The following is a 26,204-nucleotide window of genomic DNA, read 5'->3' as shown; positions in this document are numbered from 1 at the left end:
TATGCTGTACGAGATAAGTATCGAGACGAAGGAGCGCTGTCAGGTTGTTGATATAACTGACGAGGTCCAGAGGCTCGTCTACCGCTCCAAGGTGAAGCACGGGATAGCGGTCGTCTTCACCCACCACACGACGACGGGCCTCTTCATAAACGAGTACGAGCCGGGCTTAATCGAGGACATCACGGGCAAGATGGCCGAGCTCGTGCCGAGGGAAGGTTCCTACGCCCACGACAGGATTGACAGGAACGCGCACGCGCACATAAAGGCGAGCATCTTCCTCAACCCCGAGGTGGTCGTTCCCATAGACCAGGCTGAGCTCAACCTCGGCACTTGGCAGAGGATTCTCTTCGTCGAGCTCGACGGCCCGAGGCACAGGAAGGTCTACGTCATGATATGTCCCTGTCCAGAGATGCCGGAGGAGTGATTAGACGTACATCGCCATGTGGGCAATCCTTTCAAGGAGCTCGTTGAAGCCCTCGTAGGTAACCAGCGATAACGCCAGTGGCTCCTGCTCCAGCCTCTTCTTTATGATTTCTCTCAACTCCTCCACGCGCTCCCTTGGAACGAGGTCAATCTTGTTGATGACGACGATTATCGGCTTGTCGTAGCGCATCTTGAGCATGTGGTGGAGCTTCTCCATGCCCCTGTGAAGGCCGACGGTCGCGTCGACCATGTGGATTATTATGTCCGCCGAGACTATCTCGTCTATGAGCTCTTTGAACTTCTCCTCGCTGAGGACCTTCCCGCGGAGCTCGAGCCTCGGGTCGAAGAGACCGGCCGTGTCTATGAGCACGAACTCATCTGCCCCTCCAAAGGGGTTCTTCATACCCTTGGGTATCTTCAGCTTTCCAAAGCGCCTCCTCACGAGCCCCTTCGTCGTCCCGGGTAAATCCTCCACCTCGCTCACCTTCCCGCCCACGAGTGCGTTCATGAGGGTTGATTTGCCGACGTTTTCGGCACCGATTATCGCAACCTTTATCATCTCTTCACCCCCTAATTCAACTCAGCGGTTGAATTTAAAGGTGATTGGCATGAGGCGCGTCAAGCTCGGTCATCACTATTACTACGTCGTCACTCCCGATGACCTGAACGGGAAGCTGAGGGGCAAAAACGTCGTCCTCGAAGGCAAAATCGAGGACAAGCCCGTCATCGAGTTCCTGCCGATGGAACTGCCGAGCTGGAGGACGACCTTCAAAATCCACGGGGTAAGGGTTGACTTCGCGGGGAGTCCCTGCATAGGCAAGGGCGACACCGTTAAGGTCTACGGTCGCTTCCTCGGGGACGCGATAATAGCGACCGCCATCGAGACAGAGAGGGCCCTCTTCACAACGGAGGAGTGAGCATGCTCGACCTCCTAATCGAGCTCGGCAACCTCAAGAGGCTCCCAAGGACGGGCTGGCTCCTCAGGGGCGTTCCAAACCCGGAGAGCGTGGCCGAGCACAGCTACCGCGTCGCTTTAATAACTCTCTTCCTCGCGGACGAGCTGAAGGCGAAAGGGGTCGAAATCGACGTCGAGAAAGCCTTGAAGATAGCCCTCCTCCACGACGTCGGCGAGGCGAGGATAACAGATATCCCGAAGACTGCCCAGTACTACCTTGACAAGGGCAAGGCCGAGAAGAAAGCGGTTATGGAGCTTCTGCTTTCATCGCCAAAACCGAAGGAGTACTTCAAGCTGTGGCGCGAGTACGAGGAGGAGACGAGCACAGAAGGAAAGCTCGTGAAGTTCGCCGATAGGCTGGAGATGCTGATTCAGGCCTACGAGTACGAGAAGGCCGGCTTCAGGAACCTCGACGAGTTCTGGGGAACCCTCGAAAAGCTCCGTGAGAGCGAGTTCTACAACTACTTCCGGGAGCTCGTTGAGGGACTCGTTGAGATGAGAGAGAATTTGCATCGTGGTTAGTCTAACCGCGGTGCAACAATTTCAAACTTCCTTCAGAGGAAGTCCTCCAAGTCCCAGACGAGGTAGCCTTCATTCCTCAGCTCCTCTTTTCCTCCGACACTCTTCGCGATGAGGCCAAACCTGAAAGCACCGTCAAAGCGGACGAGCTTTGCCTTGCCCTCCAGCTCTCCTAAAACCCTCCTCGCGTCCCTTTCGCCCAGGTCCTTCCACTTGACCTCAATCAGGCTGACCTCATCTTTGCCCAACGCCACGATGTCGATTTCTTCGCCCCTGAACCACCACCTGCCGAGGGCCTCGAACTCGACCGGCCTCTTGAGGAGAAGGAACTCCCTCGCGAGGTCCTCAAAGCGAACCGAGAAAACCTTGTAGAGGCCATCGAGCTTGGCGGTTCCAGAGGCTATCTCGGCCATCTGGGGGTAAGTCAGAACGAACCAGCTCAGCAGAACCGGGTCGCTTATCCGATACAGGCTTACCTTCCTGCTCCCGAGGATTGGTGTTTCCTTCTCGACGAAGCCGAGTCTCATGAGGGTCTCGATGTAGGGGTAAACGCTCCTCGCCGGAAGGCCGAGGTAGTTCGCAATCCTCTCAAGCCTCCTGTTGCCCTCTGCAATCGCCCTGAGGATGGAGAAATAGCTTTTCAGCTCCCTCAGCTCCTCTCCGAGGATTATGTAGGGTTCGTCGTAGAACAGGCCGTAGTCGCTCAAGAACTCCTCTCTAACGAACTCCTCAATCGAGGAGTAGCGGGAAGCGAGCCTCAGATAGGGTGGAATCCCCCCAACGAGCATGTAAGCTCGTATTCCATATTCCCTGTCTTGGAAAAACTTCAGGGCGTTGGGGTAATCTAAGGGCCTTAGGTGAATGCTCCTCGTCCTCCTGCCGTAGAGGGGCGAAGCGTGGCTCAGAACGTCGTCCCACATCATGCCGAGTAATGAACCGGAGATGACGAGCATGACGTTTTTCTCGCTCAAAATTCCGTCCCAGGCCCTCTGGAGGTCGCTCAGAATCTTCCGGTCGGACTTTATGGCGTAGGTGAACTCGTCAAGGACTATGAGACAGTCGTCTGCCCTCTTGGCGAGATAGCTCAGGAGGTCGAACCAGTTATCGGTCTCAACCTTCAGTATCAGTCCGTCCCCGAAGAACGAGGCAAGGGCGCGCTTGAATTCCTTCATCTGCACTTTCCTTATCGCCTCGGGGAACGTGAAGAAGAAGGTATTCCTGCCCTTGGAGAACTCGCGCATCAGCCTCGTCTTTCCAACCCTTCTCCTGCCGTAGAGGACGACGAATGACGGCCGATTCTCCCACTCCCGCTCGAGAACTCCCATTTCCCTCTCGCGGTCTATGAACTCCACGGCTTTCACCAAATAGTATAAACACGATTATATATAAATGCGTTTCGACTATTCCGCCCCAATTCACGAAAACACTTTCATTTACGTTAACGCATCTGTTTGCTCAAAATGTTTAAATACCCGTTTCCGTCCCTTATACCGGTGGTCTCTATGAGGAAGGCGGTTTTCCCGTTGATGGGGCTCCTCATACTCTCGGTTCTCGCGGCGGGGTGTATATCATCGTCAAGTAGCTCCGGCTCCGCCTCAACGGGAACTTCAAAGCCCCTCACGGAGGAAACCCTGATAATCTTCCACGCCGGTTCGCTGAGCGTCCCGCTCCAGCAACTGGAATCCGAGTTCGCCAAGTACGCCGAGGAAAACCTTGGGGTTAAGGTGAAGTTCCAGGATGAGGCGAGCGGTAGCGTTATGGCCTGCCGGAAGGTTACTGACCTCCACAAAAAGGCCGACATAGTCGCGACCGCCGACTACACGCTTATCCCCCAGATGCTCGTTCCCAACTACACTGACTTCTACGTCCTCTTCGCGACCAACCAGATAGTCATAGCCTTCACCAACAAGAGCAAGTACGCGAACGAGATTAACTCGACGAACTGGTACGAGATTCTGGCGAAACCCGGCGTCCGCTTCGGCTTCAGCAATCCGAACGACGACCCCTGTGGCTACCGCTCTGTCATGGTCATGAAGCTGGCCGACCTCTACTACGGCAAGCCCATCTTCGAGACCCTCGTCGAGAAGAACACCAACATCTACGCCAACGGAACGCACATCTACGCGCCCAAGGAGATTCAGCTCAAGACCGACAAGGTCGTCATAAGGCCGAAGGAAACCGACCTGGTAGGCCTCGTCGAGAGCGGGGCGATTGACTACTTCTTCATATACAAGAGCGTCGCCGAGCAGCACCACCTCCGCTACATAACGCTGCCGGACCAGATTAACCTGGCGGACTTCAAGCTCGCGGACTACTACGGCCAGGTCGAGATAACCCTAGGCTCCACCGGCAAGACCATCAAGGCCAAGCCCATCGTCTACGGCGTCACCGTGCTGAAGAACGCCCCCCACAGGGAGCTCGCCCTTGAGTTCCTCAAGTTCTGGCTCGGCCAGCAGGGCAGGGAGATATTTGAGAAGAACTACCAGGACTTCCTCAACCCGCCGATAGCGTTTGGCAACGTTCCCGAGGGAATCAAGGACGAGGTGAAGGTCGAGGGGTGAGCTTTTTATTCCCCTCTCCCTATTTAGGGGGAGTGCAATGAGGCGCGACTACACCCTCTACTTCTTCGCGGCACTGGGGAGCTTTCTAATCGTCTACATACTCCTGCCCCTCGCCATGATTTACTTCAGGCAGGCCCAGGATTTTCATGCCTTCGTCAGGACCCTCCACGACCCGGTTGTGATTTCTGCAGTCAAGCGCTCCCTTTTAACGGCCACGGCGACCGCTTTGATAGCGCTCCTCTTCGGCGTCCCCCTCGGCTACGTTCTGGCCAGGAAGGACTTCCCTGGGAAGAGCCTCGTTCAGGCGGTCGTTGACGTTCCGATAGTGATTCCCCACTCCGTCGTGGGCATAATGCTCCTCGTTACGTACTCCACCTACATTCTCGACAACTACAAGGGCATAATAGGGGCCATGCTCTTCGTCTCGGCGTCCTTCACGATAAACTCCGCCAGGGACGGCTTCTTGGCTGTTGACGAGAAGCTTGAGGCGGTTGCGAGGACCCTTGGAGCTTCACGGCTGAGGGCCTTCTTCTCGATTTCCCTTCCGATGGCCTTCCCGAGCATAGCGAGCGGGGCCATAATGACGTGGGCAAGGGCAATAAGCGAGGTCGGCTCAATCCTGATTGTGGCCTACTACCCGATGACGGCTCAGGTTCTAATCCTTGAGTACTTCAACAACTACGGCCTGAGGGCTTCCCGGCCGATAGCGGTCCTCATGGTCACGATAAGCCTCGGCATCTTCGTCGTCCTCAGGTGGCTGATAGGGAGGCGGGCCAATGCTCAGGGCTGAGGGAATCTCCAAGGACTGGAAGGAGTTCTACCTCAGGGATATAACCCTCGAGGTTAAAGAGGGCGAGCACTTCATAATCCTCGGGCCGAGCGGTGCGGGAAAGACGGTTCTCCTTGAGATAATCGCGGGGATAATAGAGCCGGACTCGGGGAGGGTTTACCTCGGCGGGAGGGACGTTACTGACCTTCCGCCCGAGAAGCGCGGTTTAGCCTACGTCCCCCAGAACTACGCCCTCTTCCCGAACATGAGCGTCTACGACAACATAGCCTTTGGCCTGAAGGTCAGGAAGGTGCCAAAGCCCGAAATAGAGCGCAAAGTGCGAGAAATCTCCGAGGTCCTTAGGATAGAACACCTCCTCCACAGAAAGCCGAGGACGCTGAGCGGTGGGGAGCAACAGAGGGTAGCTTTAGCGAGGGCGCTCGTCGTCGAGCCATCTTTAATCCTCCTCGACGAGCCCTTCGCGAACCTCGACGTCCAGACGAGGGCGAAGCTGTTAACCGAGATGAAGCGCTGGAAGCGAGAGCTGGGCTTCACAGCCCTGCACGTGACTCACTCCTTTGAGGAGGCCATAAGCCTCGGCGACCGCGTTGGGGTGATGCTCGACGGCAGGCTCGTTCAGGTTGGTAGGGTCAGGGACGTCTTCTCAAGGCCGGTGAGTGAGGAAGTTGCTCGCTTCCTCGGCTTCGAGAACATAATAGAGGGAATCGCCGAAGGTAGAAAGCTCGGGGTCAACGGTGTTGAAATTGAGCTTCCGGTCGAAGCCAAAGGACGGGTCAGGGTCGGCTTAAGACCGGAGGACATAATAATCTCGACCGAGCCGATAAAGAGCTCCGCCAGAAACGAGTTTAAAGCGGTCGTTGAGTCAATCGAGGAGCTCGGTCCGCTCGTGAGGGTTCACCTTTCCCTCGGCGATATAACCCTTACTGCTTTCATAACCCGCTCATCGATGCTCGAACTCGGGATAGAGAAGGGAAAAGAGGTCTACGTCAGCTTCAAGGCGAGCGCGCTTCACGTGTTCTGAGCTTGTCCCTTATCTCCACCGGCAGGCTCTCGTAGACCTCATTGAGGGCATCGATGAGCTCGACGAGTTCTTTAGCCGTCAACGTCGTTGTCTTCGGGCCGATTTCGAGTATCAGCGCGTCGTATTCCTCCGGCGAGACCTCCTCAAGCTCGTCCAGGTGCTCCGCTTTCCTCGGGATTAGGTTCACCTCGCCAATCATTCTGCCCTTGGGTATCTCGGCTTCCCGCTCCTCTATCGGCACTTCCTTGGGGCAGTCGTAGCGCTCGACGAAAATCTTGATGTCCACCACCGGCGTTCCGTCGAGGGCGTCAATCTCGTCTATGTAGAGCCTGCCCTCCTCGATGCGGTGAATTCTGACGGTGTAAAGAGCTATTGGATTCGGCCTGTAGGGCGAGCGCGTCGCGAAGACGCCGGTGAGCGGGTTCTTCGGGTTCCCGTAGGGGTGCACCTTGAGGATTCTTCTCCTTGCCGGCGTGTCGCTCCCGTGGAACCAGAGGACGAGCTTGACCCAGTCGCCCTCCCTGAGGCCCTCCGTTGCCTCCCAGAACTCGGGCAGGATTTCGATGTGCGTTTCCGGCTCCTTCCTTACGAAGCCGACGGGGGTTATTTTGAAGGGTTCGAAGTTCATAGGCATCACCAAGAATGAAAGCGAAAAAGGGAATCAGGTCCCGTGCTCCCAGCTCTCAAGGTATTCCTTCTGCTCCTCGGTGAGCTCCTCAATCTTTATTCCCATGGCTGAAAGTTTAATCCTCGCTACCATCTCGTCAATCTCCCTCGGCAGGACGTAAACTTTGGGCTCAAGCCTCTCATGGTTCTCCTTGATGTACTGCGCCGCCTTCGCCTGAAGGGCAAAGCTCATGTCCATAATCTCCGCCGGGTGGCCGTCTGCCGCCGCTAAATTGACTAGCCTTCCATCGGCCAGGAGGTAGAGCCTCCTTCCGTCCTTAAGCTTGTACTCCCTGATGTTGGGCCTCGGCTCGCTTATCTCAACGGCGAGCTCCTCCAGGTCGGGCTTCCATATCTCAACGTCGAAGTGGCCGGCGTTGGCCATTATGACGCCGTCCTTCATCAGCTCGAAGTGCTCTCTGCGAATGCACTTGATGTTGCCGGTCGATGTCACGAAGATGTCGCCTACCTTTGCCGCCTCCTTCATGTCCATGACGAGGAAGCCGTCCATCCTTGCCTCCAGTGCCCTAATCGGGTCAACCTCGACGACTATAACAGTGGCGCCGAGGCCCCTTGCCCTCATCGCTATTCCCCTTCCGCACCAGCCGTAGCCAACGACGACGACGTTCTTTCCGGCGACGAGCAGGTTGGTCGTCCTTATTATGCCGTCCCACGTGGACTGGCCGGTTCCGTAGCGGTTGTCAAAGAGGTATTTGGTATAGCTGTCGTTGACCGCTATGATTGGGAACCTAAGAACCCCGTCCTTCTCCATCGCGCGGAGCCTTATTACCCCTGTCGTTGTTTCCTCGCTCGCGCCCCAGATTTCGTCTATTAACTCCTGCCTTTCGCGGTGAACGGTGCTTATCATATCCGCGCCGTCGTCTATGATGATGTTGGGCCTTATATCCAGAGCCTTGTGCATGTTCTCGTAGTACTCCTCCCTGCTCTCCCCCCTGATGGCATAGACCTTGACGCCGGCCTTCGCCAAGGCCGCGACGACATCATCTTGAGTGCTCAGCGGGTTGCTGGCGGCGGCAGAAACCTCCGCTCCCCCGGCCTTAAGGGTCAGGAGCAGGAAGGCCGTCTTCATCTCAAGGTGGAGCGTCGTGGCGATTCTGACGCCCTTGAAGGGCTTCTCCCTCTCGAACTCCCGCCTTATCGTCTGGAGAACGGGCATGAAGCGCGAGACCCAGTCAATCTTCTTCTCCCCGCTCGGGGCAAGGGAGATGTCCTTGACGCAGTAATCCTTCGTGCAGTCCATACCAACCACCGGTGGGTTTTTAATTTCTGGAGTTAAAAAGGGTTGGTGTTGTTATGATAGTCGACCTCTCGCTCCCCCTGGGAGAGGACACGCCGGTTTACCCCGGCGACCCGGAGGTAAAGGTCAAGCCCTGGGCCTTCATCGAGCGCGACGGCTACTACATGAACGCCCTCAAGCTCGGCGAGCACTCGGGGACGCACGTTGACGCTCCGGCTCACTTCATTCCCGGCGGAAAGACGATAGACGAGATGCCCCTTGAGAAGTTCATCGGTGAGGCCTTCGTGGTGGACGTTCGCAATGGCGAGGGAACCGTTAAGCTCGATGAGATTCCCGACTCCGGTTATCGCGGTAGGATTGTCCTCTTCCTTACGGGCGGGAGGGAGCTCTCGCCGGAGGTCGCGCTCTTCCTCGTGGCCGAGGGAGTTAAAGCCGTCGGCACCGACGCGATGAGCATCGGCGACGAGACCGTTCACACCATTCTCCTCAGCGAAGAAGTTCCGATATTCGAGAACCTCGTCAACCTTGAGGCCCTGGTTGGGAGAACCTTCACGTTCATAGGCCTCCCCTTGAGAATCGAGGGTGGCTCTGGAAGCCCTGTTAGGGCGGTAGCAATAATCGGAGATTAACGTTCCTTTTGGTTTCTGGAGAATTGTCATGCCCCCTTTTGGATTAGTGGGTGCTAACTTGGCGTTTGGAACGATTTGGAACGATGAAAACCTCTGTGGTTCGGTGTGGGAAGCAAAAGAACAAACGAAATCCCCCGAATTTTTAAGAAACCGTCTATCTGCCCTTAATTTCGTGAAAAAAGCTTAAATAGGGCTTTTTCGTAGTTGGTAATGGTGATGAGCCATGATGGGTAAGAAGTTGGTGGCAGTCCTGTTCGGACTGCTTATGATTGGAATGGCATTCAGTGTTGGCGGTGCCTCGGCGGAAGAGACCGTCACAGTAATCCTCGTCAGCGACAATGCCGCAGACAACGCGATAGCTCAGTACCTCGCCAACCTGACCGGTGCGGTCGTCGTGACGACCACCTGGGGCACCTACGACCCGAACGTTACAGCGGAGATACTGAGCTACGCCCCGGACCAGGTTATAATAATAGGCGGTCCCGACGCGGTTGTGAGCGAGTACGTTACCGACCTTGAAGAGTACAACATAACTGTTTACCGCTGGTGGGGAGCCAACAGGTACGAGACTGACCTCGCGGTTATGGGCAACGCCAGCAAGCTCTTTGGAATCAAGTTCAACGCCAGCGTCGTCGTTGCCGGCAACGACAGCCTTGCAGTCCAGACCGCTCTTAGGCTCGCCGTCCAGAACCGTGCGATGATAGTATACGTCAACCAGTCGACCAACGTCACCAGGCTCATGGAGAGGTTCCAGGTCAGGGAGATGGTAATGGTCAAGAGCAAGGCCTCTGAGAAGGTCATGGAAAAGGTCTCCAGGGAGCTCAAGGCCTGCAACTGCACCACCAAGCAGGTTCAGGCCAACGTTACGGCCGAGCAGGTTAGGATGATTATGGAGCAGGTCCGCGAGAGGCTCATGGCCATCGAGGGGATAGCGAACACCACGAACTCCACTCAGCTTATGGAGCAGGTTAGGGAGATGCTCCAGCTCATGGAGCAGGCTAACGCAAGCCTTCAGGCAGGAAACGTCACCGGAGCCTACGCTTTGGCCCTTAAGCTTCAGGTGAAGACCGAGTTCGCCCTCAAGGAGGCCAACAAGGAGCTCCACAGGGCCATGGAAAAGAACGGAAAGCTCGCCCTTGAGATGGAGCTCGAGAAAATTGAGGCCCAGCTTGAGGTCCTTGAGAAGGCAGGAGTTAACGTTAGCTCCGTTCAGACAATCCTTGACAAGGTCAAGGAGGCAATTGATGCGGGGAACTACAGCGTTGCCAGGGTGCTCCTCAAGGATGCCAAGAAGGCCCTCCACGAGCTTTACATGACGAACAGGGAAACCGTTAAGATGAACCCGGGAATGGGTTCAAAGCCCGAGAAGAGCGGAAGGCACTGATTAGGGTTCCTCCCCTTTTCTCCTCGCTTTTTTCTCCCGCAGGTACGGGTAGCGCATTATGTGCCCGCAGTTGAGACACTTTATGACGACGTGGGGGTAGGGTTTGCTCCTCAGCCTCACGCGCGCGTTCTTTCCCGGGACGAGGAATGAGTGACAGCGCTTGCAGTAGCGACGCTTCCACTTCCTCGGGAGTCTTATCTTGGCCTTCTGCTGGACGGCAAGGGCTATCTCAACGTATCTGTCCGCCAGCTCCGGGCTGTACGGAAAAACCCTCTCCGCGAGGGTGAAGAGCGTCTCAACGCGCTCCCTCGCTATCCGTTTTTTCTCCCTCTGCTCCTTCTTCCTCAGGAACTTCTTCCCCACGTTACCACCTCACCAGCTTCAGCTTTCCGGGAAACGGTTCGTAGAGGTAGCCCTCGCGGAGCAGCTTCTCAAGGGTCTCCCCCGCGTGCTCCCTCCTGAAACCGGCCTCGATGAGGGCCTTTAAGAACTCCTCCCTCCTGACCGTGCCGTCAATGGATGTCGCCTCGAGGTCTTCAAAGATTCTGACGCCAATCTCCGCCACCCTGGAGTTTCCTATGTAGCGCTCGTACTCCCTCAGGAGCCTCAGCTTTTCCCTGTCGGGAAGTTCGTTTATCCACGTGTCGGTTATCTCCTGGTACAGCCCGAGCAGGTCGCTTATGAGGCCCCTTCCGAGTTTTCCCTCGAAGCGCCCCATCGCGCCGAGAAGCCTCGCCCCAAGCCTGTACCTAAGCCCGACGTTGAAGACCTTGCCCGAGAGAGTTAAGGCATCGAAGAGCTCCCCGTATTCGTTCCGGTTTCTCATCAGGAATGCCTCGAAGCGGTAGCGGTAGTCCTCCATCTCGCCGAGGTTTAAAACTCCAACGCGCCTTCTGGCGACCATGACGGTGGCGACGACGTTGGGCATCAGCTCCTCAAGTTCTTGGTTTCGCTCGTAGGCAACGTCCTCGGTTATTACGAGCGGGGCCTCTCCGAGAGTTGCGGTTTCGTCCTCGGGCTTCATAACGAGCCTCGGGCTGAGAAAGCCTGCGCTCTTTTCCCTGAAGTGCTCCTCCACCCACTTGGGCACCGGCCTGGGCCTCTTCAGCATGGTCCTCGTGTGGGGGACGTAGTAGGCCAACTTCGCCCTTGGCCTCGCGAATCTGAAGTCAAGGCCCAAGAAATCGTCGTCGAACTCCGCCCACCTGTCCCTCCTGAGCTTCAACTCCTCCGGGAGGAGTGAGTGGAGGTATTTTAACGCCTCCCAGAGTGAGAGAACCGAGCGCTCGCGCTCTCCTTTAAAGGCCGAGAACGTCACCCCCTCCCCCCAGTTCCCCGCCCCTATGACGGTCGGGGCGCTCAGGAGGGAGTATATTATCGCCCTCTCCGTCTCGTAGTTCGCGTAGACCGTGCTCGAAATGAGGCTCTCAAGCTCGCCCCGGCTCAGCGTATAGCCCTCGTAGCGGAGCCAGCGGTTCTCGTAAGGGGTTTCCTTCAGCTCGATGACGCGGAGAAGCCTAAGGTTTCCGTAGGGGTAGGCGTCAAGTATTCCCCTGACCCTCACGTAGGCGCCGGAATAAACGCTATCCTCAATCGCGCTCGCTTCATCTATCCTCAGAACGAGGTACGCCCTGAGCCTGCTCTTCTTCAGTTCTTCCGGTGAGAGGGGAGAGAGCAGGTAGTAAACCGCGTCCCTCGGCGCGTTCGGTGGTTGTCTGAGTAGAAGGAAGCCTTCGACTTCGACCTCCTCCCCGTTCCTCCCCTGGATTTCGCGAAGGAAATCCCTAACCCTGACTTCCGGTGTTAAGGGTTCCCTGCGCTCCTCCCTGATTAGTGCGAGTAACTCCTCCATCGAAGCCTGAAGGACCGCAAAGTTTATAAAGTCATCTCTGAAGGTGTTATCGGCACGGCGGCCATAGCGGCGGGGTTACACCCGGTCTCGTTTCGACCCCGGAAGTTAAGCCCGCCTGCGTTCCCGGGTGTACTGCCCTCCGAGAGGGGGCGGGAAACCGGGAACGCCGCCGGCCACTAAATTCTCTCGTAACCACCTACACAAAAGCTATTTAAGCGGTTTGTAGCTATTTTTTACGGTCGGTAGTCATGCTCAAGAAGTCAGCGAGGGGCAGGTTGAGCTGGGACTACATAAAGGACAGACACTCCGAAGTTATCGGTGAGCTTAAAACCCTTCGCAACTGGGACGAGGTTAAGTCCGCGATTCCAGAGTCAGAGACGCTCGGTGACTACTCCCTTCTGGCACTCGAGGCGATTGCTGCGGTAATCCGAGAGCTCAGGATTGAGCGCTCTTTCCTCAGCGAGAAGATTGAGACCATAAACCGGAAGCTCGAGGAGCTCGGGACCTCACACCGGGAGCTCAGCTACTCCGTGGAGAAGCAGTTCAAGGAACTTGAGAGCAGAATCTCAGAGCTGGAGCAGAGGACGCTCTTTCTGGAGGGCGTTGAGGCCATAGTGCCGAGGATAAACGAGCTGGAGGAAAGACTTGACCGGCTTCCGGCTGAACTCTTCAAGCGCGTTGAGGATGCCTACGGTAAAAAGGTCGACGAGCACCTTCACCGCATACTTGAGGAGCGCCTCGAGTCCCTGAGAGAGGAGCTGAAGCGGGAGGTCTTTGGCATAAGCGTTGACCTTTCCCGTGCCCTTAGGGACCTTCAGGAGCACTACGAGAAGCTCGTCGAGGAAAACGTCCGGCTCAGGGGTCTGGCGAAGGAGAACGAGAGGCTAAGAAAGAGACTCGTTGAGCGCGAGCGTGAGCTGGAGGAGCTCAAGAAAAGGCTTGCACTGTTCCAGGAGATGGCAAAGCGCGTTGATGCCCTGAGCGAGAAGATTGGGAAGTACGAGGAGAGGCTCAAGGAAATAAAGACGATTGAGCGGGAGCTCGTCTCACTAACTGGGGCGAAGGACGCCCGGTCGGCTGTTGAGGTTTTGAAGAAGGACTTCGTTCCCAAATCCCGGTTCGAGCAAACCGTTCGGGAGATAAAGTCCGCGCTGGCCGAGGTTGAGTCCCTGAAGGAGGAGAACGAGCGCCTCAGGCGGGAGAACGAGAAGCTCAAAGAGGCCCTCAAGACAATCCTCCAAGAGCGGTTGGAAGGCGGGGAATCACCTCTCCAGGAGGAGTAGCCGTTTCATGCCCTCCTTCAGCCTCTTCTGGACGAGGTCGCTTTTGTCTTTCTCTATCGACTGGAGCTTCGATATCACGACCTTTCTCAGCTTGTCGTTCTTCTCCCCGAGGGCGACCAGGGTTTCAACGGCACTAGCGCGCACGAGGTCGTCCTCATCCTGGAGGAGTGCGAAGAGCTTCGGCAAGAACGGCGTTACGTAGCGCAGACCGTTCTCACTCAGCGCCGCTATGAAGTTCAAAGCGGCGAGCTTGTCGGATGTGTCCTTTGAAATCAGCATGAATCCTATGTCCCTGAAAACGTTGCCGAGCAGGCTTGGTCTGGCCTTCATAATCTCCTCGAGGACGTACGTTGAGTTCACCTTAATCTTGGGGTCGCCTATGCGGTAGTTCGCAAAGATTACCGGAACGACCTTGCTCACCTTCTCCGGTGCAATCTCGGCCAGAACGCCGAAGGCCCTGGCTATCTCCTGGGTTAAAGGCACAGCCTCACTTTTCCTGAGCATAACCATCAGCTTCGTCAGGAGTGACTCATGGAGCTCCGGCATGTCCCTCAGGACCTCGACGACGACTCGGAGGGCGTTCTTCTGAACCGTCCAGAGGTCATCGTCGAGAAGCTCAAGAACTTCCTTGAGGAATTCCTTGTCTATGGAAGCCCTTGCCACGATTTCCTGGAGCCTCTCTCCCGTCGCCAGTGCCTCCCTTAGGTCGAACTCCTCCTCCATCTCTTCCACCAAGTGGAGTACGGCAAAGGTTTATATAAGCTTTTCACCACTCCTTTTGGGGGATTGGCCATGAAGAGAAGCGTTCCAGTGATTTTAGTGGCTTTACTGGCGTTTCTTCTGCTCGGAAGCGTTTCAGCGTCTCAGAATCCAGTGCTGTGGAAGGGAACCCTCTGCGAGAACGTGAAGTACCAGAAGAGCATAGAGGCAGTTGCCCTCACGAATGGGACAGTTTACGCCGCCTGCTCCTACAGACAGGTGGTGGGTTCAAAGGGCCTCGTTGAAATCTACTACCTGGGTAACCTCGCGGCTTTTTCGCTCAACGGAACCAAACTGTGGCAGAACTCCTCCGGCTACACAGTTAAGCTTGTACCCGTTCGGGGAGGTCTTCTCGTGGGGAGCTTCGGTGGTCTCCTGAAGTTCAACAACCTGGGTCGTGTCGTGGCCACATACGACGTCCTTAACAAGCTCTACGACTTCGCAATCTCAGGGGAAACCGCTTACCTCGTGGACGGCGACTTCTACGTCTCAGGTAACCGGACCTCGTACAGGGGTCACGTTTACGCCGTAAAGCTCAACGGGAACTTCACCCCCCTCTGGAACATCACCTTCAACGACATGCTCACCCGGATTCGTGTTGGGGGGGTAATCTACGCGAGCTCAGGCTTTCCCTCGGGCTACGTTGGAAAGTGGCAGTTCGGCTCGCTCTACGGAATTTCCCGCCAAGGAAAGCTTCTCTGGAACGTGAGCTTCGGTCACTGGGTCAGGGATTTGGAGGTTTGGAAGGGCAACGCGGTCCTTGGAACCGGCTGGGACAACTCCAAGGGCCGTCTCTACGTGGTCTCCCCGAGTGGAAAGGTGCTCCTCAACGAGAGCCTCTTCTACACCGAAGACATTCTGATTCTCAACGATACGGCTTACGTCAGTGGTTACGACGGCAAAAACGGAACGCTCGTCGCCGTTGAACTGCCCTCCGGAAAAACCCTTTGGGAGCGGAAGTTCCCCTACCGCGTTAAGGTCCTTGCCTACACCGACGGCGTTCTCTTGGCTGGAACCGGTAGGTTCGTGAGCAAGGCCGAGAACGGAACGACCTACGTTTACAGCGTCGGAAACCTCTACGCCATCAACCCGAAGGACGGAAAGACCCTCGGCGAGCTCCCGAACACGGGCTACGTTAGGAGCATAGCGGTGAGGGGCAACGAGGCGGTAATTGGAACCGCGAGTTCAACGTTCTACGTGGTCAACGTCGATGCAATGAAAGGAAGCCAGAAGAGTTCGATATGCGGGCCTGGGTTCATAGTTCTCCTCGCCGTTGCGGTGCTACTCCTGAGGAGGTTCACATAGAGACGAGGCCGTATTCGATTAGCTTGTTCACTATTTTTCTTCCTTCCCTCGTGAGGTCTACGACCTTCCTTATCATGACTATCTTGAGGAGCCCCTTGTCTATCATCCTGTCGTAGATTTCTTCGATTTCCCTCTCGCTGAGGCCGAGGAACTGGTGTATCTCGAGCGGGTTTAGACCGGAGTAGAGCGCCATGAGTATTTGCTTCTCCGTCTCGTCGAGGCTTTCAAGTTCTTTAAGTTCTTTCTCCATTACCTCCTTGAACTCCGCCTGGAGCGTTGGGAACTCCTTCGAGACCTTCATGATGAACTCAAAGTAGCCTGGTATGTACTTGAGCAGGTAGCGCAGGATGAAGAGCCTCGTCTTCTTCTCGGGGATGTAGAGGTAGGACGTTACGGTCTCGCTCACGTAGAAGTGCTTTATCTTCCACGCCTGAACCTTCTTACCGTCCATGTCAACTTCCTCGACGTCCATGTCCTCAACGTCCGAGAATATCGGGATGGGCCTCATGTCGGGGTCGAGAACCACGATGTTCCTCTCGGTTTTTCCCTTCTTGGCGGACTTGACGGAGACTATCCTCAGCGAACCGTCCTGCCACTTGGAGTCCATGTTTATCGCTCCGCCCTTAATCCTCGCGAGCTGTAGTCTCACGGCCTTTCCGTTTATAAGCGTCTCGAAAATCGTGTGGACGAACTCCTGAAACTTCTTCTCGTCGTATATGAGCAGGTTGTCGCCTATCGTCAGGATGAGCGTGAGGTCGCCCCTTCCGGGGACGTAGAACTTCATCCCGAAGTGCTCCTTCTCCGGGTTGAGCTTATAGTTGTCGGGAACGTTCACGGCCAGGTCCGTCAGGGACGAGAACGGGAAGTTGTCCTCGCCAACGACCTCCCCCATGTGAAGATACTTCAGAATAAGCCTATCGTGCTGAATAACCCCGAGGGCATCGCGCCAGTTTACCCTACCAGAGCCCTTCCATGACGAGATTATGGCTACCTTGACCCGGGTTTCTGTGACGGCCATGGCTCATCCCTTCCGCCCTCACGTGAGGGCCTGGTACTCTTCGAGTTGCTTCTCCAGCTTCTCAACCTTCGCGCGGAGCTTCTCGCACTCCTGCGAGAGCTTAACCTCGAGGGGCGTTACCGCTGGGTTCCCGCCGCGCGAGGATATCATTTCGTCGAGGATGTTTATAGCGTTGTTGATGCTACTCGTTATCCTTATAAGGGCTTCCTCCGGCGGGAGCTTAACGGCCGTCTTGCCGTCCTTGCTCTTGACCGTAATCGGGAGCTTCGTCCTCGCGACGTACGCTATCACCTGGTTGAGCTTCTCCTTGTCCTTCTGGCTCGGGAAGCGCGCAAGCCAGAGCTTCTTGAACTCGTCGAGCTCGGCAAGGACCTTCATGAGGAACGCGTTGTACTCGTCCTCGCTTATGTATCCAAGGGTGTAGCCTCTCGCGACGTCGAGGAGCATGAGGAGCCTCTCCTTCTTGTGCCTGGCCTCGTCGAGGACGCGCTGGACTTTCTCGTCGATGACCTGGCGAAGCTTCTTGATGAGCTCCTCCTCGTTAACCCCCGAGACGCTCATCTGCTTCTTCTCCTCCTTGGGGACTCTCTTGGGCTCCTCCCTTTTCGGGGCGGGGCTCTCGCTCTTCAGCTCCCGCTCGAGCAGCGCCGCGTAGAGTTCTCCCATCTGGTTGCTAATGGCGTTGGTGATGATGTACGCTGTAACCACCATGCCGAGCAACACCACGACCGCGATGACTGCAATCATTACCCAGTCCACGTTCTCACCCCCTCAAAGTGGGAAAGGGAAACAACGAAAGTCACAGTTTGAATTTGCTGATGATTTCCCTGAGTTGTTCGACGATTCTCTTCAAGTCGTTAGCGGCCCTCTCAAGCTCCTCAGTGGCAGCAGTCTGCTCTTCAACGGCAGAACTAACCTCCTCAGCACTGGCTGTAGTTTCTTCAGCACTCGCAGCCAAATTCTCCAAAGCACGCAACGCCTTATCAACCTCCTCCTGCGTGCGGATAATCTGCTCCTTCACCTCACCCATCCGACCACTGGCCTCCTGGAGGAGGTCGGCGATGTTGCCGAGGTAGGTTATCGTCTCCCTGAGGGTCTCGGCACTCTCGCCAACCACTTCAACGCCCTTCTCCGTGCTCTCCACTGCGTCCCTGATTTCGGTGGTTATTTGGTCGATTATGTTCTTGATGTTGTCTGCAGCCTGCTTGCTCTCCTCGGCAAGCTTCCTAATCTCCTGGGCAACGACGGCAAAACCCCTACCAGCTTCCCCAGCCCTAGCCGCCTCAATAGCCGCGTTGAGGGCAAGGAGGTTCGTCTGCTCGGCAATATTCGTAATCACATCCGTAATCTCCTCAATACTCCTGCTCATCTCCGCGACCTTTGTAACGGCGTGCTCAATCTTGCTCATGGTCTCCTGGATGCTCTCTATCTGCTGGGCCGAGACCTCGCTCTTCTCCCTGCCTTCGTTGGCGATGTTCACTACCTCTCCAACGGCTCCTTCGAACTCCTCCATTGCCCTGACGCTTTCGGCGCTGGTTTCTGCAACGAAGCGCATTCCCTCGGTTATTTCGTTGATGTGCTCCTGCTGTCTCTGCGCTTCAATGCTGACCTGCTGAACGGCCTCGTTGACCTGGTTAATCGCCTCTGTAACATCCTTTGAAATCTGGGCGAGGGTGTTCGCCTTCTTTTCAAGTTCGTCGGTAACGTTGACTATTTCGCCGATTAGTCCCTTGAGTTTCTCGTTGGTGTCTTTGAGGTCTTCGAGGATTTCTTTGAGTTCACCCTTGGCCTCCATGCTGAGGCCGTTGCTTAAATCACCCTCGGCGAGGCGTTCGAGTTTTGTCGCTATCGTGTTTAAGGTTCCAACGAGGTCCTTTCCTACGGCCTCGAAGGCCTTGATGAGCGCACCAATCTCATCGTCCTCCAAGTACCGAATCCTCTTAAGCTCCCTATTCACCTCACTCAGCCGGCCCTCAGCCAAAGCCTGCGCCACGCGCTTGAGCTCCTCCAGGGGCTTTATCGAGCTCTGGGTAATCTTGTATGCGGCGCCAACGAGAACGGCGGATATCGCGAGGATTATGAGCGTCATGTACAGTGCCGCCCTCTGGGTTGTCTTCCTCGTGTCGTCCACCGCCTTTATTATGCCCGCACTTATCTCGCTGACTGGGACCTTGGCGAAGACGTACCATCCCGTTTCGGGAATCTTAACACCCGCGGCGACGGCGCGCACCCCTTCCCATGTGTATATCGTCGTGGCGTTTGGTTCTCCGCTCTTGATTATCTCGGCGACGGGTTTGAGGCTGGGCTCTTTGAAGACATTGAGCTTCATCTCAATCTGGGGGTCGGGGTGGATGTATATCAGGCCGTTTGGACCGACGACGTACGCGTAGCCCGTTTTTCCTATCTTAACGCTTGTAACGGCCTTTGCGAGCGTGTCTATGAACACATCCAGACCAATGACACCAACGAGTTTACCGTTGTAATAGACTGGAACGGCGTAAGTCACGACCCACTTTCCGGTTGAGGCGTCGCGATAGGGCTGGCTCCAGACCGGTCCGTTCTTCTGGACTGCCTCCTGGTACCACGGCCTCTTCCTCGGGTCGTAACCGGCCGGAAGCTTCTGCTCAGGATAAATGTACATGTTGCCGTTCACGTCGCCGAAGTACACCGCGCTGAGCTTTGGCTCCGCTTTGGCTATCGTTGAAAAGCGTTCGAGGAGCAGGGGCTTCAGCTTTTCAGCGTAGCCGGGACTTCCAAATGGCGTCCCAGTCTTGTTCAGGTCGTTCAGCGATATTATGGTGAGCTGTTGCGTGGCCCGTCCGAGGGCTTCGACCTCCCTGAAGAACCCGCTGAACTGTTCCGCGAGTGCGTTTGCCTGCGCCATAGTCATTTCCTTGGCCTGGTAGTCCACCTCTGGTGCTAGCTTCTGCTGGATTATGTCGCTTGTGTGGTTTCCCGTGTACAGCATCATGGCGCTGGCTATCACTGCCACGAGGAACAGCGAAACGACAACGATACCAACAATTTTCGTCCTGAAGTTCATCGAATCACCCCCTCGTGTTCCTGATTCAATAAATCTTCTCGATGACTTTTCCACCTGAAACCTTCCTCATCCTGACTTTACCCGTTGATAGGTCGAGGTAAATCGTCCTTCCGCCCTTTCCGCCTGTGTCCTCCGCGACCAGTCTTATGCCGTATTTCTTGAGCTCCCGCTTCGCCACTTCGACGTTTCTCTGCCCTATCATCAGCTTCTCGTTGGTCACGTTGGTGAACATGTGCGCCCCCCCGAAGAGCTTTGCCTCGGCCCTCCTCGGGTTTCCGCCGAGCTTCTGGATGTCCCTGATGAGCAACTGCAGGCCGGTATCGACGTACTTGGCCGGGTTTCCCTTGTTGCCGTAGTAGCTCGCCTCCGGCAGGAGCGCGTGGAGCAGACCGCCAACCTTGGTTAGGCGGTCGTAGAGGGTTATACCGACACAGCTACCTAACCCGTAGGTGCTGATTATCCCCTCCTTCTTGCCGACCGCGTAGTCGCCGATGCCGACCTTTATCTCCATCGGCAAGGTTCAACCCTCTGTCTGCTCGTTGATTGTAGGCTCGGAACCTTCCGTGGTGCTTTCCTGGGCTTCCTCCTGGGGGCTTTCGGTGGTTTCCTCAACCTTGCTCTCCCCTACCTCTTCCCCGGGCTCTATCGTCTCTTCGGGCGGTATCTCGGGCTCGATGTCCTTCACCTGGGCCTCAAGCTTGCCGACGAGCTTGTCAAAGGCGTCTTTGGTTGGCACAAGGTAGAACAGGCTCTCTATTCCCGTGTCCTTCTGATAGAAGCGTGTCTTGAACATTATGACCTCGGTGACATCCCTGAGGTCGGGCCTTGACAGCTCCTTTTCAACGTCGTAGAGGCTCTCGGCTGGCTTTGGCGGGCTCAGCGACACCGGCTCCTCAATGAGCTTGGCGAGGATGTCCGTGTAAACCGAAATCAGTATGTTGCCTATCTCCATTATCGCCGAGCGTCCCATCTCGTCTATTCCCTCGTCGCCGGGGTCCATTCCAAGGAGCGTCATGACGAGCGCTTTGGCACTCTCCTTGGGGAACTGGAGTATCGTCAAACCGCTGAGCCCCTCGGTTATGTCGAACATCACAACGAAACTGTTCGTTATTCCCTTGCTTGCGAGCTCGTGGAGGAACTTTGCCCTGGGAATTACGCTGACGGTCGGGGGCTCCATCTCTATCTCGCCTATCATGTTCGAGAGCGCCGTGAGAGCGTGGCTCATCGCTATGTTGGAGGCTTCCCTAAATATGTCCTGATACCACTCCGAAAACCAGTTCTTGTGCCCGCTCATACGAATCCCCCCAGCAGGGTATCAACAATCTTCTTCATCGAGGCCGGATGCGGGATAATCGTGAAGTGCTCCTTGAACTCTATTCCCTCAATCTTCATCTCGGTTTTGAGGAGCATCGTGTAGTCGCAGTGCTGGGCAACGTCGGCCAGCGCGAAGTCCAGTATCGCTGGGGTGAAGTCAATCGCAATGTCCGGCGGCGTCTGGTTGATTTCCGTTCCGAGAAACTCGCTGAGGGCGTTGGCGAAGGCAGAGATTAGGATGTTTCCCATCTCCATGACGGCCGACGCAACCATATCGTCAAACTCGGTCGTCGTCCCGGGTTCTTGGCCCATCATGAGGTCGAATATCCTGAGAGCATCCTCAAAGTCGAGGAAAAAGAACGCGTGGCCCTCGAAGCCCCCGCTGAGCTGTATGTAGACTGCCACCTTAACGTCCTCACCGACCTTCTCTGGGACGGACTTGATGGAGGTTATCTCTATCTCCGGAACCGTGATGTTCACCGTCAAACCTGTCATCTCGCTGAGCGCGTCAGCCGCCCTGGAGGCACCTATGTTGAAGGTCTCGACCAGCGCGCTCTTTGCGACCTCGTCGAGGTTCTTTATGTACTCCTCGTAGTTCTCAGATTCCACCACGCCCACCTCCGAGGAGACCGTTAATCTCGATAATCAGCACGACGCTACCGTCACCGAGTATGGTCGCTCCTGCGAAGCCGCTGATGTGCGAGAGCATCTTGCCGAGGCTCTTGATGACGATGTCCTTCTTGTGGAGAAGCTCGTCAACTCCTATGGCCACCTTCTGGGCGCCGAGGTCAACAACCAAGGCCGGGAACTCCTCAAGCTCGGGCATCGGCAGGCCGAAGAGCTCGTGGAGCATTATGACAGGTATAATCTCACCGCGGAGAACTATGACCTCCTTTCCGCCGATGCTCTTGAGGTTCTCGCGCTTTATCTCGATGCTCTCAAGGATGTTGTTTATCGGAACCGCGTAGACCTCGTCCTGCACCTTGATGAGGAGCGCCTGGATGATGGCCATGCTCACGGGCAGCTTGAGCACGAAGGTCGTTCCCTTTCCGACCTCGCTGTAAACGGCTATGCTTCCGTTGAGGCTCTTGACGACCTCCTTGACGACGTCCATACCAACTCCTCTTCCAGAAACGTCCGTGACCTGGTCCTTGGTGCTGAAGCCCGGCAGGAAGATTAGGTTTATCGCCTCCTCGTCGCTCATCTCCGCGGCCTGCTCCGGGGTTATGAGGCCCTTCTCCACGGCCTTCCTCTTAATCTTCTCAGGGTCTATCCCCCTTCCGTCGTCCCTGACGATTATTTCGACGTGGCTCCTCTCGCGCTTTGCTATGAGCTCAAGCCTTCCCGCCCTCGGCTTGCCGAGCTTCTCGCGCTCCTCCGGTGGCTCAATGCCGTGGTCTATGGCGTTCCTGAGGAGGTGGACGAGAACGTCACCGAGCTTGTCGAGTATCGTCCTGTCAACCTCGATGTCCGCTCCCTCGATGATGAACTCAACTTCCTTGCCCATCTTCCTCGCGAGCTCACGGACCATCCTCGGGAACTTGTTGAAGACCTCTGCGACCGGTGTGAGACGCATCTCCATTATCTCGTCCTGCAGCTCGGTGAGGAGCCTTGAGAGCGTTGACAGCGTCTCGAGAAGCTCCCTGTCGCCGAGCCTCTCCGCTATCTGCTCAAGCCTTCCCTTGGTGATGACGAGCTCACCGACGAGGTTCATCAGCCTGTCTAGGTGCCCCACGTCCACCTTGATTATCTTGGAAATCTTGACCTTTGGCGTCTTTATCGGGCCTTTTATGGCCTTTTTCCCTTTCTTTTCGGCCTTCTCTTCCTTTTTCGCCTCCTTCTTTTCGGCTTTGGGCTGGGCCTGGGCCGGAGCGCCCTCTCCTACTTCCCTAACGTCGGCGCTCTCGACGTCCGGGTGCTTGGTGATTATCTTAACTATGTCCTCCTTGTTGAGGTTCGTCCTCAGAATGACCCTGAAGTAGTAACCGTCAATCAGCTCGCCGTTCTGGATGTCAATCTCATTTGGTTCGGTCTTCTCAACGAGGCCAACCTTCTGAAGGTCCTGGAGAACGAGATAAGAGCGAACACCTTTGAGTGGGGCGTCCTTCTGGAGGTAAACGGTGACCTCGTATTTCTTTTCTCCTCCCTCAACCTTTGCGCCCTCTCCGCTCGCAACTGTCTCGCCGCCGAGCGTCTGAACCTCGACCTTCTCAACCTCGGGATGCCGAGAAACGACTGTTTTAATCTTCTCCGGGTCCTCTTCGGTCTCTATGACGAACTCGAGCACATCAACGTCTGCCTTTCCGTCCTCGATGACCTTCCTCTCGGGGTTGGTCTCGACGACGACTCCAAGCTCCTCCAGGTCGGAGAGAATGAGAAAAGCCCTGACCCCCCTCAGGGGGGCGTCCTTCTGGAAGTAGACCTTCACGAGGTAGCGGTTGCCGGCGGGGGGAGCTTCTGGCGCCCCAGCTTCTTCAGATTCTCCCTCTTCGGGGGCTTTCTCCTCTTTCCCCTCCTTTTCCTCTTCCTTCTTTCCACCGCCTGCCCCCGCCTGGTCGAAGAACTTCTGGGCCTTTTCGAAGAGCTCGTCAACGTCGAAGTCGCCCTCCTCCCCGGTCTCCTCGATGTTGTCGACCATCGCCTCTATTATGTCGAGAAATTCGAGGAGAACGTCTATAAGCTCGGGAGTTGGCTCAATCTTACCGCTCCTGACGAGGTCGAAGAGGTTCTCCATCTTGTGGGCCACTTCGCTGAGCTTCATGAAGCCCATCGTCGCGGCCGTACCCTTGAGCGTGTGGGCGTCGCGGAAAATCTGGTCTATCATTGCCTTCTTCTCTTCCTCACTGCCACCTTCCTTGACTATCTTCTCCAGCGTGAGTATGGCGTTGCTGAGGCTGTCTATCCTATCCCTCGCGTCGGCGAGGAACTCATCAAGGTACTGTGAAAGGTCCTCCACCGCCACCACCCCGCTTTATCTTGTTCACTGCCATCACAACGGTGTCGGCGATTTTATCGAGCGGCACGATGTAGTCAACCATGCCCGTCTCGGCGGCCGCCTTTGGCATTCCGTAGATTATCGAGGTCTCCTTGTCCTGCGCGATGGTGATTCCGCCCTTCTTCTTGATGGCGACTATTCCCTGGGCCCCGTCTCGTCCCATTCCCGTCATGACGACGCCGACGGTTCTCCTGCCGAAGACCTCCGCGGCGGTAATCATCATCGGGTCGGCGGCAGGCCTTACACCGTGTATCTTCGGCTTCTTGTTGAGGGTTATCACGGGCTTTCCGCGCCTCAGCTCGACCTCCATGTGGTAGTCGCCCGGTGCAACGTAGGCCCAGTCCTCCTCGATGGGCTCGCCGTCTTCCGCCTCCTTCACGTTGAGCTTGCTGACGCTGTCGAGCCTCTTGGCGAAGGACTTCGTGAAGCCGGGGGGCATGTGCTGGACGAGCAGGATTGCCGCGCCGAGGTGCTCGGGGAACTTGGGGAAAACCTTGAGGAGGGACTGCGGTCCACCGGTTGAGGCCGCCATTGCAACCGCAATCCTCGCGGGAACCCCTTTCCTCTTGACCTTGCTCTTCTGGGCCCTCAGCAGTCTCGTCCTCTTGAGCTCAAGGAATCTCCTTGGAACCTTCGCTGCCTCCTTGATTTTCGCGATTATCTCGTCCTTCATCTCCTTCATGCTGAGGGAAATGGAAGAGCTGGGCTTGGGGATGAAGTCAATCGCCCCGTACTCGAGGGCCTTTATCGTTGCCTCGGCCCCCTCCTGCGTGAGTGCGCTCACCATGATTACCGGCGTCGGGCTCTGCTTCATTATAACCCTGAGGGCGTCGAGGCCGTTCATTCGTGGCATCTCAATGTCGAGCGTTACCACGTCGGGCTTGTGGAGCTTGACCATGTTTATGGCCTCGATTCCATCACGGGCTTCGCAACAGACTTCTAGCTCGGGGTCGGAGTTGATTATATCCCTGAGTATCTTGCGCATGAAGGCGGAGTCATCAACGACGAGTACCCTAATCTTTTTCTTGGGTGAGCTCAGGGGCATCATCACTCACCCTAACTCGACAGTACGCGGTTGATTTCCTCAAGCACCTTCGGGGCCTGGAAGGGCTTGACGATGTATCCAGAGGCGCCGGCCTTGAGGGCTTCCATGACCTTGCTCTCCTGCCCGACGGCGGTAATCATGATTATCTTGGCGTTGGGGTCGATTTTCTTTATCTCGCGGACGGCCGTTATTCCGTCCATCTCCGGCATGACTATGTCCATCGTTACCACGTCGGGCTTGAGCTCCTGGTATTTCTGAACGGCCTCCTTTCCGTTGCTGGCTTCGCCAACCACCTGGTGGCCGCCCTGGGTCAGTATCTTCTTCAGGAGCATGCGCATAAAGGCGGCGTCATCTACGACCAAAACCCGAGCCATGCTTCTTCACCTCCAGGTTCTTGCGATAAATCCTCGCGACGAGGTCGTACAATTTGAACAGCTTTGCCGCGTTTCCGAGTATCGTCTCGGTTTTACCCAGAATCAGGAAACCGTGGTCTTCGAGGGAGTCGTACAGCTTGGCAAATATCTCCTCCTGCGCCTCCCTCTTGATGTAAATCAGCACGTTGCGGATGAATATGACGTCGAAACCCGTTGGATACCTCGGGCTGAAGAGGTTGAACTGCTGGAACTTAACGAGCCTCTTCACCTTCGGTGAGACGCGGTAGCGCTCGTCGCTGACCCTCGTGAAGTACTTAGGTATCATGTGCCTCGGAACCTGCTTCTCAACGACGTCAACCGGGTATTCGCCGCGCATCGCGACTGCAAGGGCTTCCCTGTCTATGTCGGTCGCGAGTATCTGCACCCTGAAGCCGCCGAGGTTCTCTCCAAGGGCCTCGTAGAGGGTCATCGCTATTGAGTAGGGCTCCTGTCCCGTGGAGCAGGCCGCGCTCCATATCTTGAGCGAGGAGCTGTGTTGTTCCCTCTTTATCTTCACGAGCTCGGGTATGACCTTTCTCTCGAAGGTCTTCCACACGACGGGGTCCCGGAAGAACTCGGTCACGTTTATGGCCACCGTCAGGAGCAGTTCGTCTAGCTCCTTTTTGTTGGTCCTAATCAGGCGGTAATACTCCATGAAGTTCGTAATCCCCAGCTTTCTCATCCTCGCGCGTATTCTTCGCATGAGGTATGAATCCTTGTAGGCGTCACTGCTAACCTTGAGGTGCCGAAAGAGCTCCTCCTTAATCTTCAGGTAGCCGGGGTCCTTGTAGTCCATCATACGGCTCACTCACCTTGGTGAATGTCCGGGATGAAGGCGAGCCCGTTGGGGGCTCAACGAAATTCCCTACAAGTTTATGGGCTTTTTCTCGTAAAAAGCCTTTAGTGTAGATGGTTGTGTAGGTGCATACGCAGGTCGTTACGAATCCAAGGGTTATTATGGTGACTCGTAG

27 protein-coding genes and 1 rRNA gene are annotated in these 26,204 nt (G+C 56.1%); 11 read left to right on the top strand and 17 right to left on the bottom strand.

The genetic code is table 11. The features are described from left to right. Position 1 precedes the first annotated feature (1 nt). Positions 2 to 424, top strand: a complete 423-nt coding sequence (locus CS910_RS11230; protein ID WP_099212124.1) for a secondary thiamine-phosphate synthase enzyme YjbQ — start codon at positions 2 to 4, stop codon at positions 422 to 424. Here CS910_RS11230 and CS910_RS11225 read toward each other — a convergent pair whose 3' ends face one another. Next, positions 425 to 982: an Era-like GTP-binding protein gene (locus tag CS910_RS11225; protein WP_099212122.1), complete on the bottom strand. Its 558-nt coding sequence runs from the start codon at positions 980 to 982 to the stop codon at positions 425 to 427. 49 nt (positions 983 to 1,031) lie between these two features. On the opposite strand from CS910_RS11225, the gene CS910_RS11220 reads away from it, so the two are divergent. Both CS910_RS11220 and CS910_RS11215 read left to right on the top strand, forming a co-directional pair. After that, the gene (locus tag CS910_RS11220; RefSeq protein ID WP_099212120.1) at positions 1,032 to 1,340 is read left to right on the top strand and encodes a GTP-binding protein; all 309 of its coding nucleotides are present in this window, start codon (positions 1,032 to 1,034) and stop codon (positions 1,338 to 1,340) included. 2 nt (positions 1,341 to 1,342) lie between these two features. Continuing rightward, on the top strand, positions 1,343 to 1,900 hold the full coding sequence (locus CS910_RS11215; protein ID WP_099212118.1) for an HD domain-containing protein: 558 nt from the start codon (positions 1,343 to 1,345) through the stop codon (positions 1,898 to 1,900). 32 nt (positions 1,901 to 1,932) lie between these two features. Here CS910_RS11215 and CS910_RS11210 read toward each other — a convergent pair whose 3' ends face one another. Then, a complete protein-coding gene (locus tag CS910_RS11210; protein ID WP_099212116.1) occupies positions 1,933 to 3,249 on the bottom strand; it encodes an ATP-binding protein in 1,317 nt (438 codons plus the stop codon). Positions 3,250 to 3,399: 150 nt separating this feature from the next. On the opposite strand from CS910_RS11210, the gene wtpA reads away from it, so the two are divergent. Genes wtpA through wtpC form a run of 3 tightly spaced genes read left to right on the top strand, consistent with a single transcriptional unit; the run spans position 3,400 to position 6,269 of the window. Then, on the top strand, positions 3,400 to 4,458 hold the full coding sequence (gene wtpA, locus CS910_RS11205) for a tungstate ABC transporter substrate-binding protein WtpA (RefSeq protein ID WP_099212114.1): 1,059 nt from the start codon (positions 3,400 to 3,402) through the stop codon (positions 4,456 to 4,458). A 37-nt stretch (positions 4,459 to 4,495) separates the two neighbouring features. Beyond that, positions 4,496 to 5,248: a tungstate ABC transporter permease WtpB gene (gene wtpB, locus CS910_RS11200; RefSeq protein ID WP_099212112.1), complete on the top strand. Its 753-nt coding sequence runs from the start codon at positions 4,496 to 4,498 to the stop codon at positions 5,246 to 5,248. Beyond that, positions 5,235 to 6,269: a tungstate ABC transporter ATP-binding protein WtpC gene (gene wtpC, locus CS910_RS11195; RefSeq protein ID WP_099212110.1), complete on the top strand. Its 1,035-nt coding sequence runs from the start codon at positions 5,235 to 5,237 to the stop codon at positions 6,267 to 6,269. The genes wtpB and wtpC overlap by 14 nt, the downstream gene beginning before the upstream one ends. Here the strand turns inward: wtpC and tsaA are convergent. Both tsaA and CS910_RS11185 read right to left on the bottom strand, forming a co-directional pair. Continuing rightward, the gene (gene tsaA / locus CS910_RS11190; RefSeq protein WP_099212108.1) at positions 6,241 to 6,897 is read right to left on the bottom strand and encodes a tRNA (N6-threonylcarbamoyladenosine(37)-N6)-methyltransferase TrmO; all 657 of its coding nucleotides are present in this window, start codon (positions 6,895 to 6,897) and stop codon (positions 6,241 to 6,243) included. The two genes, wtpC and tsaA, sit on opposite strands and share 29 nt — an antisense overlap. A gap of 33 nt (positions 6,898 to 6,930) precedes the next feature. Continuing rightward, positions 6,931 to 8,196: an adenosylhomocysteinase gene (locus CS910_RS11185; protein ID WP_099212106.1), complete on the bottom strand. Its 1,266-nt coding sequence runs from the start codon at positions 8,194 to 8,196 to the stop codon at positions 6,931 to 6,933. Between the two features lie 53 nt (positions 8,197 to 8,249). On the opposite strand from CS910_RS11185, the gene CS910_RS11180 reads away from it, so the two are divergent. Beyond that, complete coding sequence (locus CS910_RS11180) at positions 8,250 to 8,822, top strand: cyclase family protein (RefSeq protein WP_099212104.1); 573 nt, start codon at positions 8,250 to 8,252, stop codon at positions 8,820 to 8,822. A gap of 223 nt (positions 8,823 to 9,045) precedes the next feature. Continuing rightward, complete coding sequence (locus tag CS910_RS11175) at positions 9,046 to 10,206, top strand: cell wall-binding repeat-containing protein (RefSeq protein WP_099212102.1); 1,161 nt, start codon at positions 9,046 to 9,048, stop codon at positions 10,204 to 10,206. On the opposite strand, the gene CS910_RS11170 is transcribed toward CS910_RS11175, so the two are convergent. Further along, positions 10,207 to 10,569 (bottom strand): ribonuclease P protein component 4, encoded by a 363-nt coding sequence (locus CS910_RS11170; protein ID WP_099212100.1) that lies wholly within the window; start codon positions 10,567 to 10,569, stop codon positions 10,207 to 10,209. A 1-nt stretch (position 10,570) separates the two neighbouring features. After that, on the bottom strand, positions 10,571 to 12,058 hold the full coding sequence (locus CS910_RS11165) for a hypothetical protein (protein ID WP_099212098.1): 1,488 nt from the start codon (positions 12,056 to 12,058) through the stop codon (positions 10,571 to 10,573). 53 nt (positions 12,059 to 12,111) lie between these two features. Here CS910_RS11165 and rrf point away from each other — a divergent pair. Next, positions 12,112 to 12,233 (top strand): 5S ribosomal RNA (gene rrf / locus CS910_RS11160). 73 nt (positions 12,234 to 12,306) lie between these two features. Next, entirely contained in the window at positions 12,307 to 13,341 is a 1,035-nt protein-coding gene (locus CS910_RS11155) for a coiled-coil domain-containing protein (protein ID WP_099212096.1), read from the top strand. Here CS910_RS11155 and CS910_RS11150 read toward each other — a convergent pair. Continuing rightward, positions 13,321 to 14,064: a PH0542 domain-containing protein gene (locus tag CS910_RS11150; protein ID WP_099212094.1), complete on the bottom strand. Its 744-nt coding sequence runs from the start codon at positions 14,062 to 14,064 to the stop codon at positions 13,321 to 13,323. The genes CS910_RS11155 and CS910_RS11150 overlap by 21 nt on opposite strands. Positions 14,065 to 14,133: 69 nt before the next feature. Here CS910_RS11150 and CS910_RS11145 point away from each other — a divergent pair, with 69 nt between their 5' ends. Then, a complete protein-coding gene (locus tag CS910_RS11145; protein ID WP_099212091.1) occupies positions 14,134 to 15,405 on the top strand; it encodes an outer membrane protein assembly factor BamB family protein in 1,272 nt (423 codons plus the stop codon). On the opposite strand, the gene CS910_RS11140 is transcribed toward CS910_RS11145, so the two are convergent. From CS910_RS11140 to CS910_RS11095, 10 genes are read right to left on the bottom strand one after another with little or no spacing between them, the layout of a single operon-like run. Further along, positions 15,398 to 16,423: a CheF family chemotaxis protein gene (locus tag CS910_RS11140; protein WP_099212089.1), complete on the bottom strand. Its 1,026-nt coding sequence runs from the start codon at positions 16,421 to 16,423 to the stop codon at positions 15,398 to 15,400. The genes CS910_RS11145 and CS910_RS11140 overlap by 8 nt on opposite strands. Positions 16,424 to 16,441: 18 nt before the next feature. Then, positions 16,442 to 17,182: a hypothetical protein gene (locus CS910_RS11135; protein WP_099212087.1), complete on the bottom strand. Its 741-nt coding sequence runs from the start codon at positions 17,180 to 17,182 to the stop codon at positions 16,442 to 16,444. A 40-nt stretch (positions 17,183 to 17,222) separates the two neighbouring features. Beyond that, complete coding sequence (locus CS910_RS11130; RefSeq protein ID WP_099212085.1) at positions 17,223 to 19,466, bottom strand: methyl-accepting chemotaxis protein; 2,244 nt, start codon at positions 19,464 to 19,466, stop codon at positions 17,223 to 17,225. Between the two features lie 25 nt (positions 19,467 to 19,491). Continuing rightward, positions 19,492 to 19,977 carry a chemotaxis protein CheD gene (locus tag CS910_RS11125; RefSeq protein ID WP_099212083.1) on the bottom strand — a complete coding sequence of 162 codons (486 nt, stop codon included), beginning with the start codon at positions 19,975 to 19,977 and terminating at the stop codon, positions 19,492 to 19,494. Between the two features lie 9 nt (positions 19,978 to 19,986). Then, the gene (locus tag CS910_RS11120) at positions 19,987 to 20,760 is read right to left on the bottom strand and encodes a chemotaxis protein CheC (RefSeq protein ID WP_099212081.1); all 774 of its coding nucleotides are present in this window, start codon (positions 20,758 to 20,760) and stop codon (positions 19,987 to 19,989) included. Further along, positions 20,757 to 21,389: a chemotaxis protein CheC gene (locus tag CS910_RS11115; protein ID WP_099212079.1), complete on the bottom strand. Its 633-nt coding sequence runs from the start codon at positions 21,387 to 21,389 to the stop codon at positions 20,757 to 20,759. The genes CS910_RS11120 and CS910_RS11115 overlap by 4 nt, the downstream gene beginning before the upstream one ends. Next, the gene (locus CS910_RS11110; protein ID WP_099212077.1) at positions 21,379 to 23,736 is read right to left on the bottom strand and encodes a chemotaxis protein CheW; all 2,358 of its coding nucleotides are present in this window, start codon (positions 23,734 to 23,736) and stop codon (positions 21,379 to 21,381) included. Before CS910_RS11110 ends, CS910_RS11115 begins: the two co-directional genes overlap by 11 nt. Beyond that, positions 23,711 to 24,820 carry a protein-glutamate methylesterase/protein-glutamine glutaminase gene (locus tag CS910_RS11105; protein WP_099212075.1) on the bottom strand — a complete coding sequence of 370 codons (1,110 nt, stop codon included), beginning with the start codon at positions 24,818 to 24,820 and terminating at the stop codon, positions 23,711 to 23,713. Before CS910_RS11105 ends, CS910_RS11110 begins: the two co-directional genes overlap by 26 nt. Positions 24,821 to 24,831: 11 nt before the next feature. After that, positions 24,832 to 25,194: a response regulator gene (locus CS910_RS11100; RefSeq protein WP_042690875.1), complete on the bottom strand. Its 363-nt coding sequence runs from the start codon at positions 25,192 to 25,194 to the stop codon at positions 24,832 to 24,834. Further along, positions 25,169 to 26,032 (bottom strand): CheR family methyltransferase, encoded by an 864-nt coding sequence (locus tag CS910_RS11095; protein WP_099212073.1) that lies wholly within the window; start codon positions 26,030 to 26,032, stop codon positions 25,169 to 25,171. Before CS910_RS11095 ends, CS910_RS11100 begins: the two co-directional genes overlap by 26 nt. Positions 26,033 to 26,204 lie beyond the last annotated feature (172 nt).

Origin of the sequence: Thermococcus henrietii (assembly GCF_900198835.1) — an archaeon.
GTDB lineage: Archaea > Methanobacteriota_B > Thermococci > Thermococcales > Thermococcaceae > Thermococcus > Thermococcus henrietii.
This window is presented reverse-complemented; position numbering and strand designations above follow the sequence as displayed.

Excerpts from the sequence above, each read along its gene's own strand:
- CS910_RS11130 (WP_099212085.1), bottom strand. The coding sequence starts at position 19,466 with ATGAACTTCAGGACGAAAATTGTTGGTATCGTTGTCGTTTCGCTGTTC.
- CS910_RS11145 (WP_099212091.1), top strand. The coding sequence starts at position 14,134 with ATGAAGAGAAGCGTTCCAGTGATTTTAGTGGCTTTACTGGCGTTTCTT.
- CS910_RS11215 (WP_099212118.1), top strand. The coding sequence starts at position 1,343 with ATGCTCGACCTCCTAATCGAGCTCGGCAACCTCAAGAGGCTCCCAAGG.
- CS910_RS11150 (WP_099212094.1), bottom strand. The coding sequence starts at position 14,064 with ATGGAGGAGGAGTTCGACCTAAGGGAGGCACTGGCGACGGGAGAGAGG.
- CS910_RS11175 (WP_099212102.1), top strand. The coding sequence starts at position 9,046 with ATGATGGGTAAGAAGTTGGTGGCAGTCCTGTTCGGACTGCTTATGATT.
- wtpA (WP_099212114.1), top strand. The coding sequence starts at position 3,400 with ATGAGGAAGGCGGTTTTCCCGTTGATGGGGCTCCTCATACTCTCGGTT.
- CS910_RS11140 (WP_099212089.1), bottom strand. The coding sequence starts at position 16,423 with ATGGCCGTCACAGAAACCCGGGTCAAGGTAGCCATAATCTCGTCATGG.
- wtpB (WP_099212112.1), top strand. The coding sequence starts at position 4,496 with ATGAGGCGCGACTACACCCTCTACTTCTTCGCGGCACTGGGGAGCTTT.
- CS910_RS11095 (WP_099212073.1), bottom strand. The coding sequence starts at position 26,032 with ATGATGGACTACAAGGACCCCGGCTACCTGAAGATTAAGGAGGAGCTC.
- CS910_RS11165 (WP_099212098.1), bottom strand. The coding sequence starts at position 12,058 with ATGGAGGAGTTACTCGCACTAATCAGGGAGGAGCGCAGGGAACCCTTA.
- CS910_RS11220 (WP_099212120.1), top strand. The coding sequence starts at position 1,032 with ATGAGGCGCGTCAAGCTCGGTCATCACTATTACTACGTCGTCACTCCC.
- CS910_RS11155 (WP_099212096.1), top strand. The coding sequence starts at position 12,307 with ATGCTCAAGAAGTCAGCGAGGGGCAGGTTGAGCTGGGACTACATAAAG.
- CS910_RS11100 (WP_042690875.1), bottom strand. The coding sequence starts at position 25,194 with ATGGCTCGGGTTTTGGTCGTAGATGACGCCGCCTTTATGCGCATGCTC.
- CS910_RS11230 (WP_099212124.1), top strand. The coding sequence starts at position 2 with ATGCTGTACGAGATAAGTATCGAGACGAAGGAGCGCTGTCAGGTTGTT.
- CS910_RS11185 (WP_099212106.1), bottom strand. The coding sequence starts at position 8,196 with ATGGACTGCACGAAGGATTACTGCGTCAAGGACATCTCCCTTGCCCCG.
- CS910_RS11120 (WP_099212081.1), bottom strand. The coding sequence starts at position 20,760 with ATGAGCGGGCACAAGAACTGGTTTTCGGAGTGGTATCAGGACATATTT.
- CS910_RS11125 (WP_099212083.1), bottom strand. The coding sequence starts at position 19,977 with ATGGAGATAAAGGTCGGCATCGGCGACTACGCGGTCGGCAAGAAGGAG.
- tsaA (WP_099212108.1), bottom strand. The coding sequence starts at position 6,897 with ATGAACTTCGAACCCTTCAAAATAACCCCCGTCGGCTTCGTAAGGAAG.
- CS910_RS11105 (WP_099212075.1), bottom strand. The coding sequence starts at position 24,820 with ATGCCCCTGAGCTCACCCAAGAAAAAGATTAGGGTACTCGTCGTTGAT.
- wtpC (WP_099212110.1), top strand. The coding sequence starts at position 5,235 with ATGCTCAGGGCTGAGGGAATCTCCAAGGACTGGAAGGAGTTCTACCTC.
- CS910_RS11180 (WP_099212104.1), top strand. The coding sequence starts at position 8,250 with ATGATAGTCGACCTCTCGCTCCCCCTGGGAGAGGACACGCCGGTTTAC.
- CS910_RS11225 (WP_099212122.1), bottom strand. The coding sequence starts at position 982 with ATGATAAAGGTTGCGATAATCGGTGCCGAAAACGTCGGCAAATCAACC.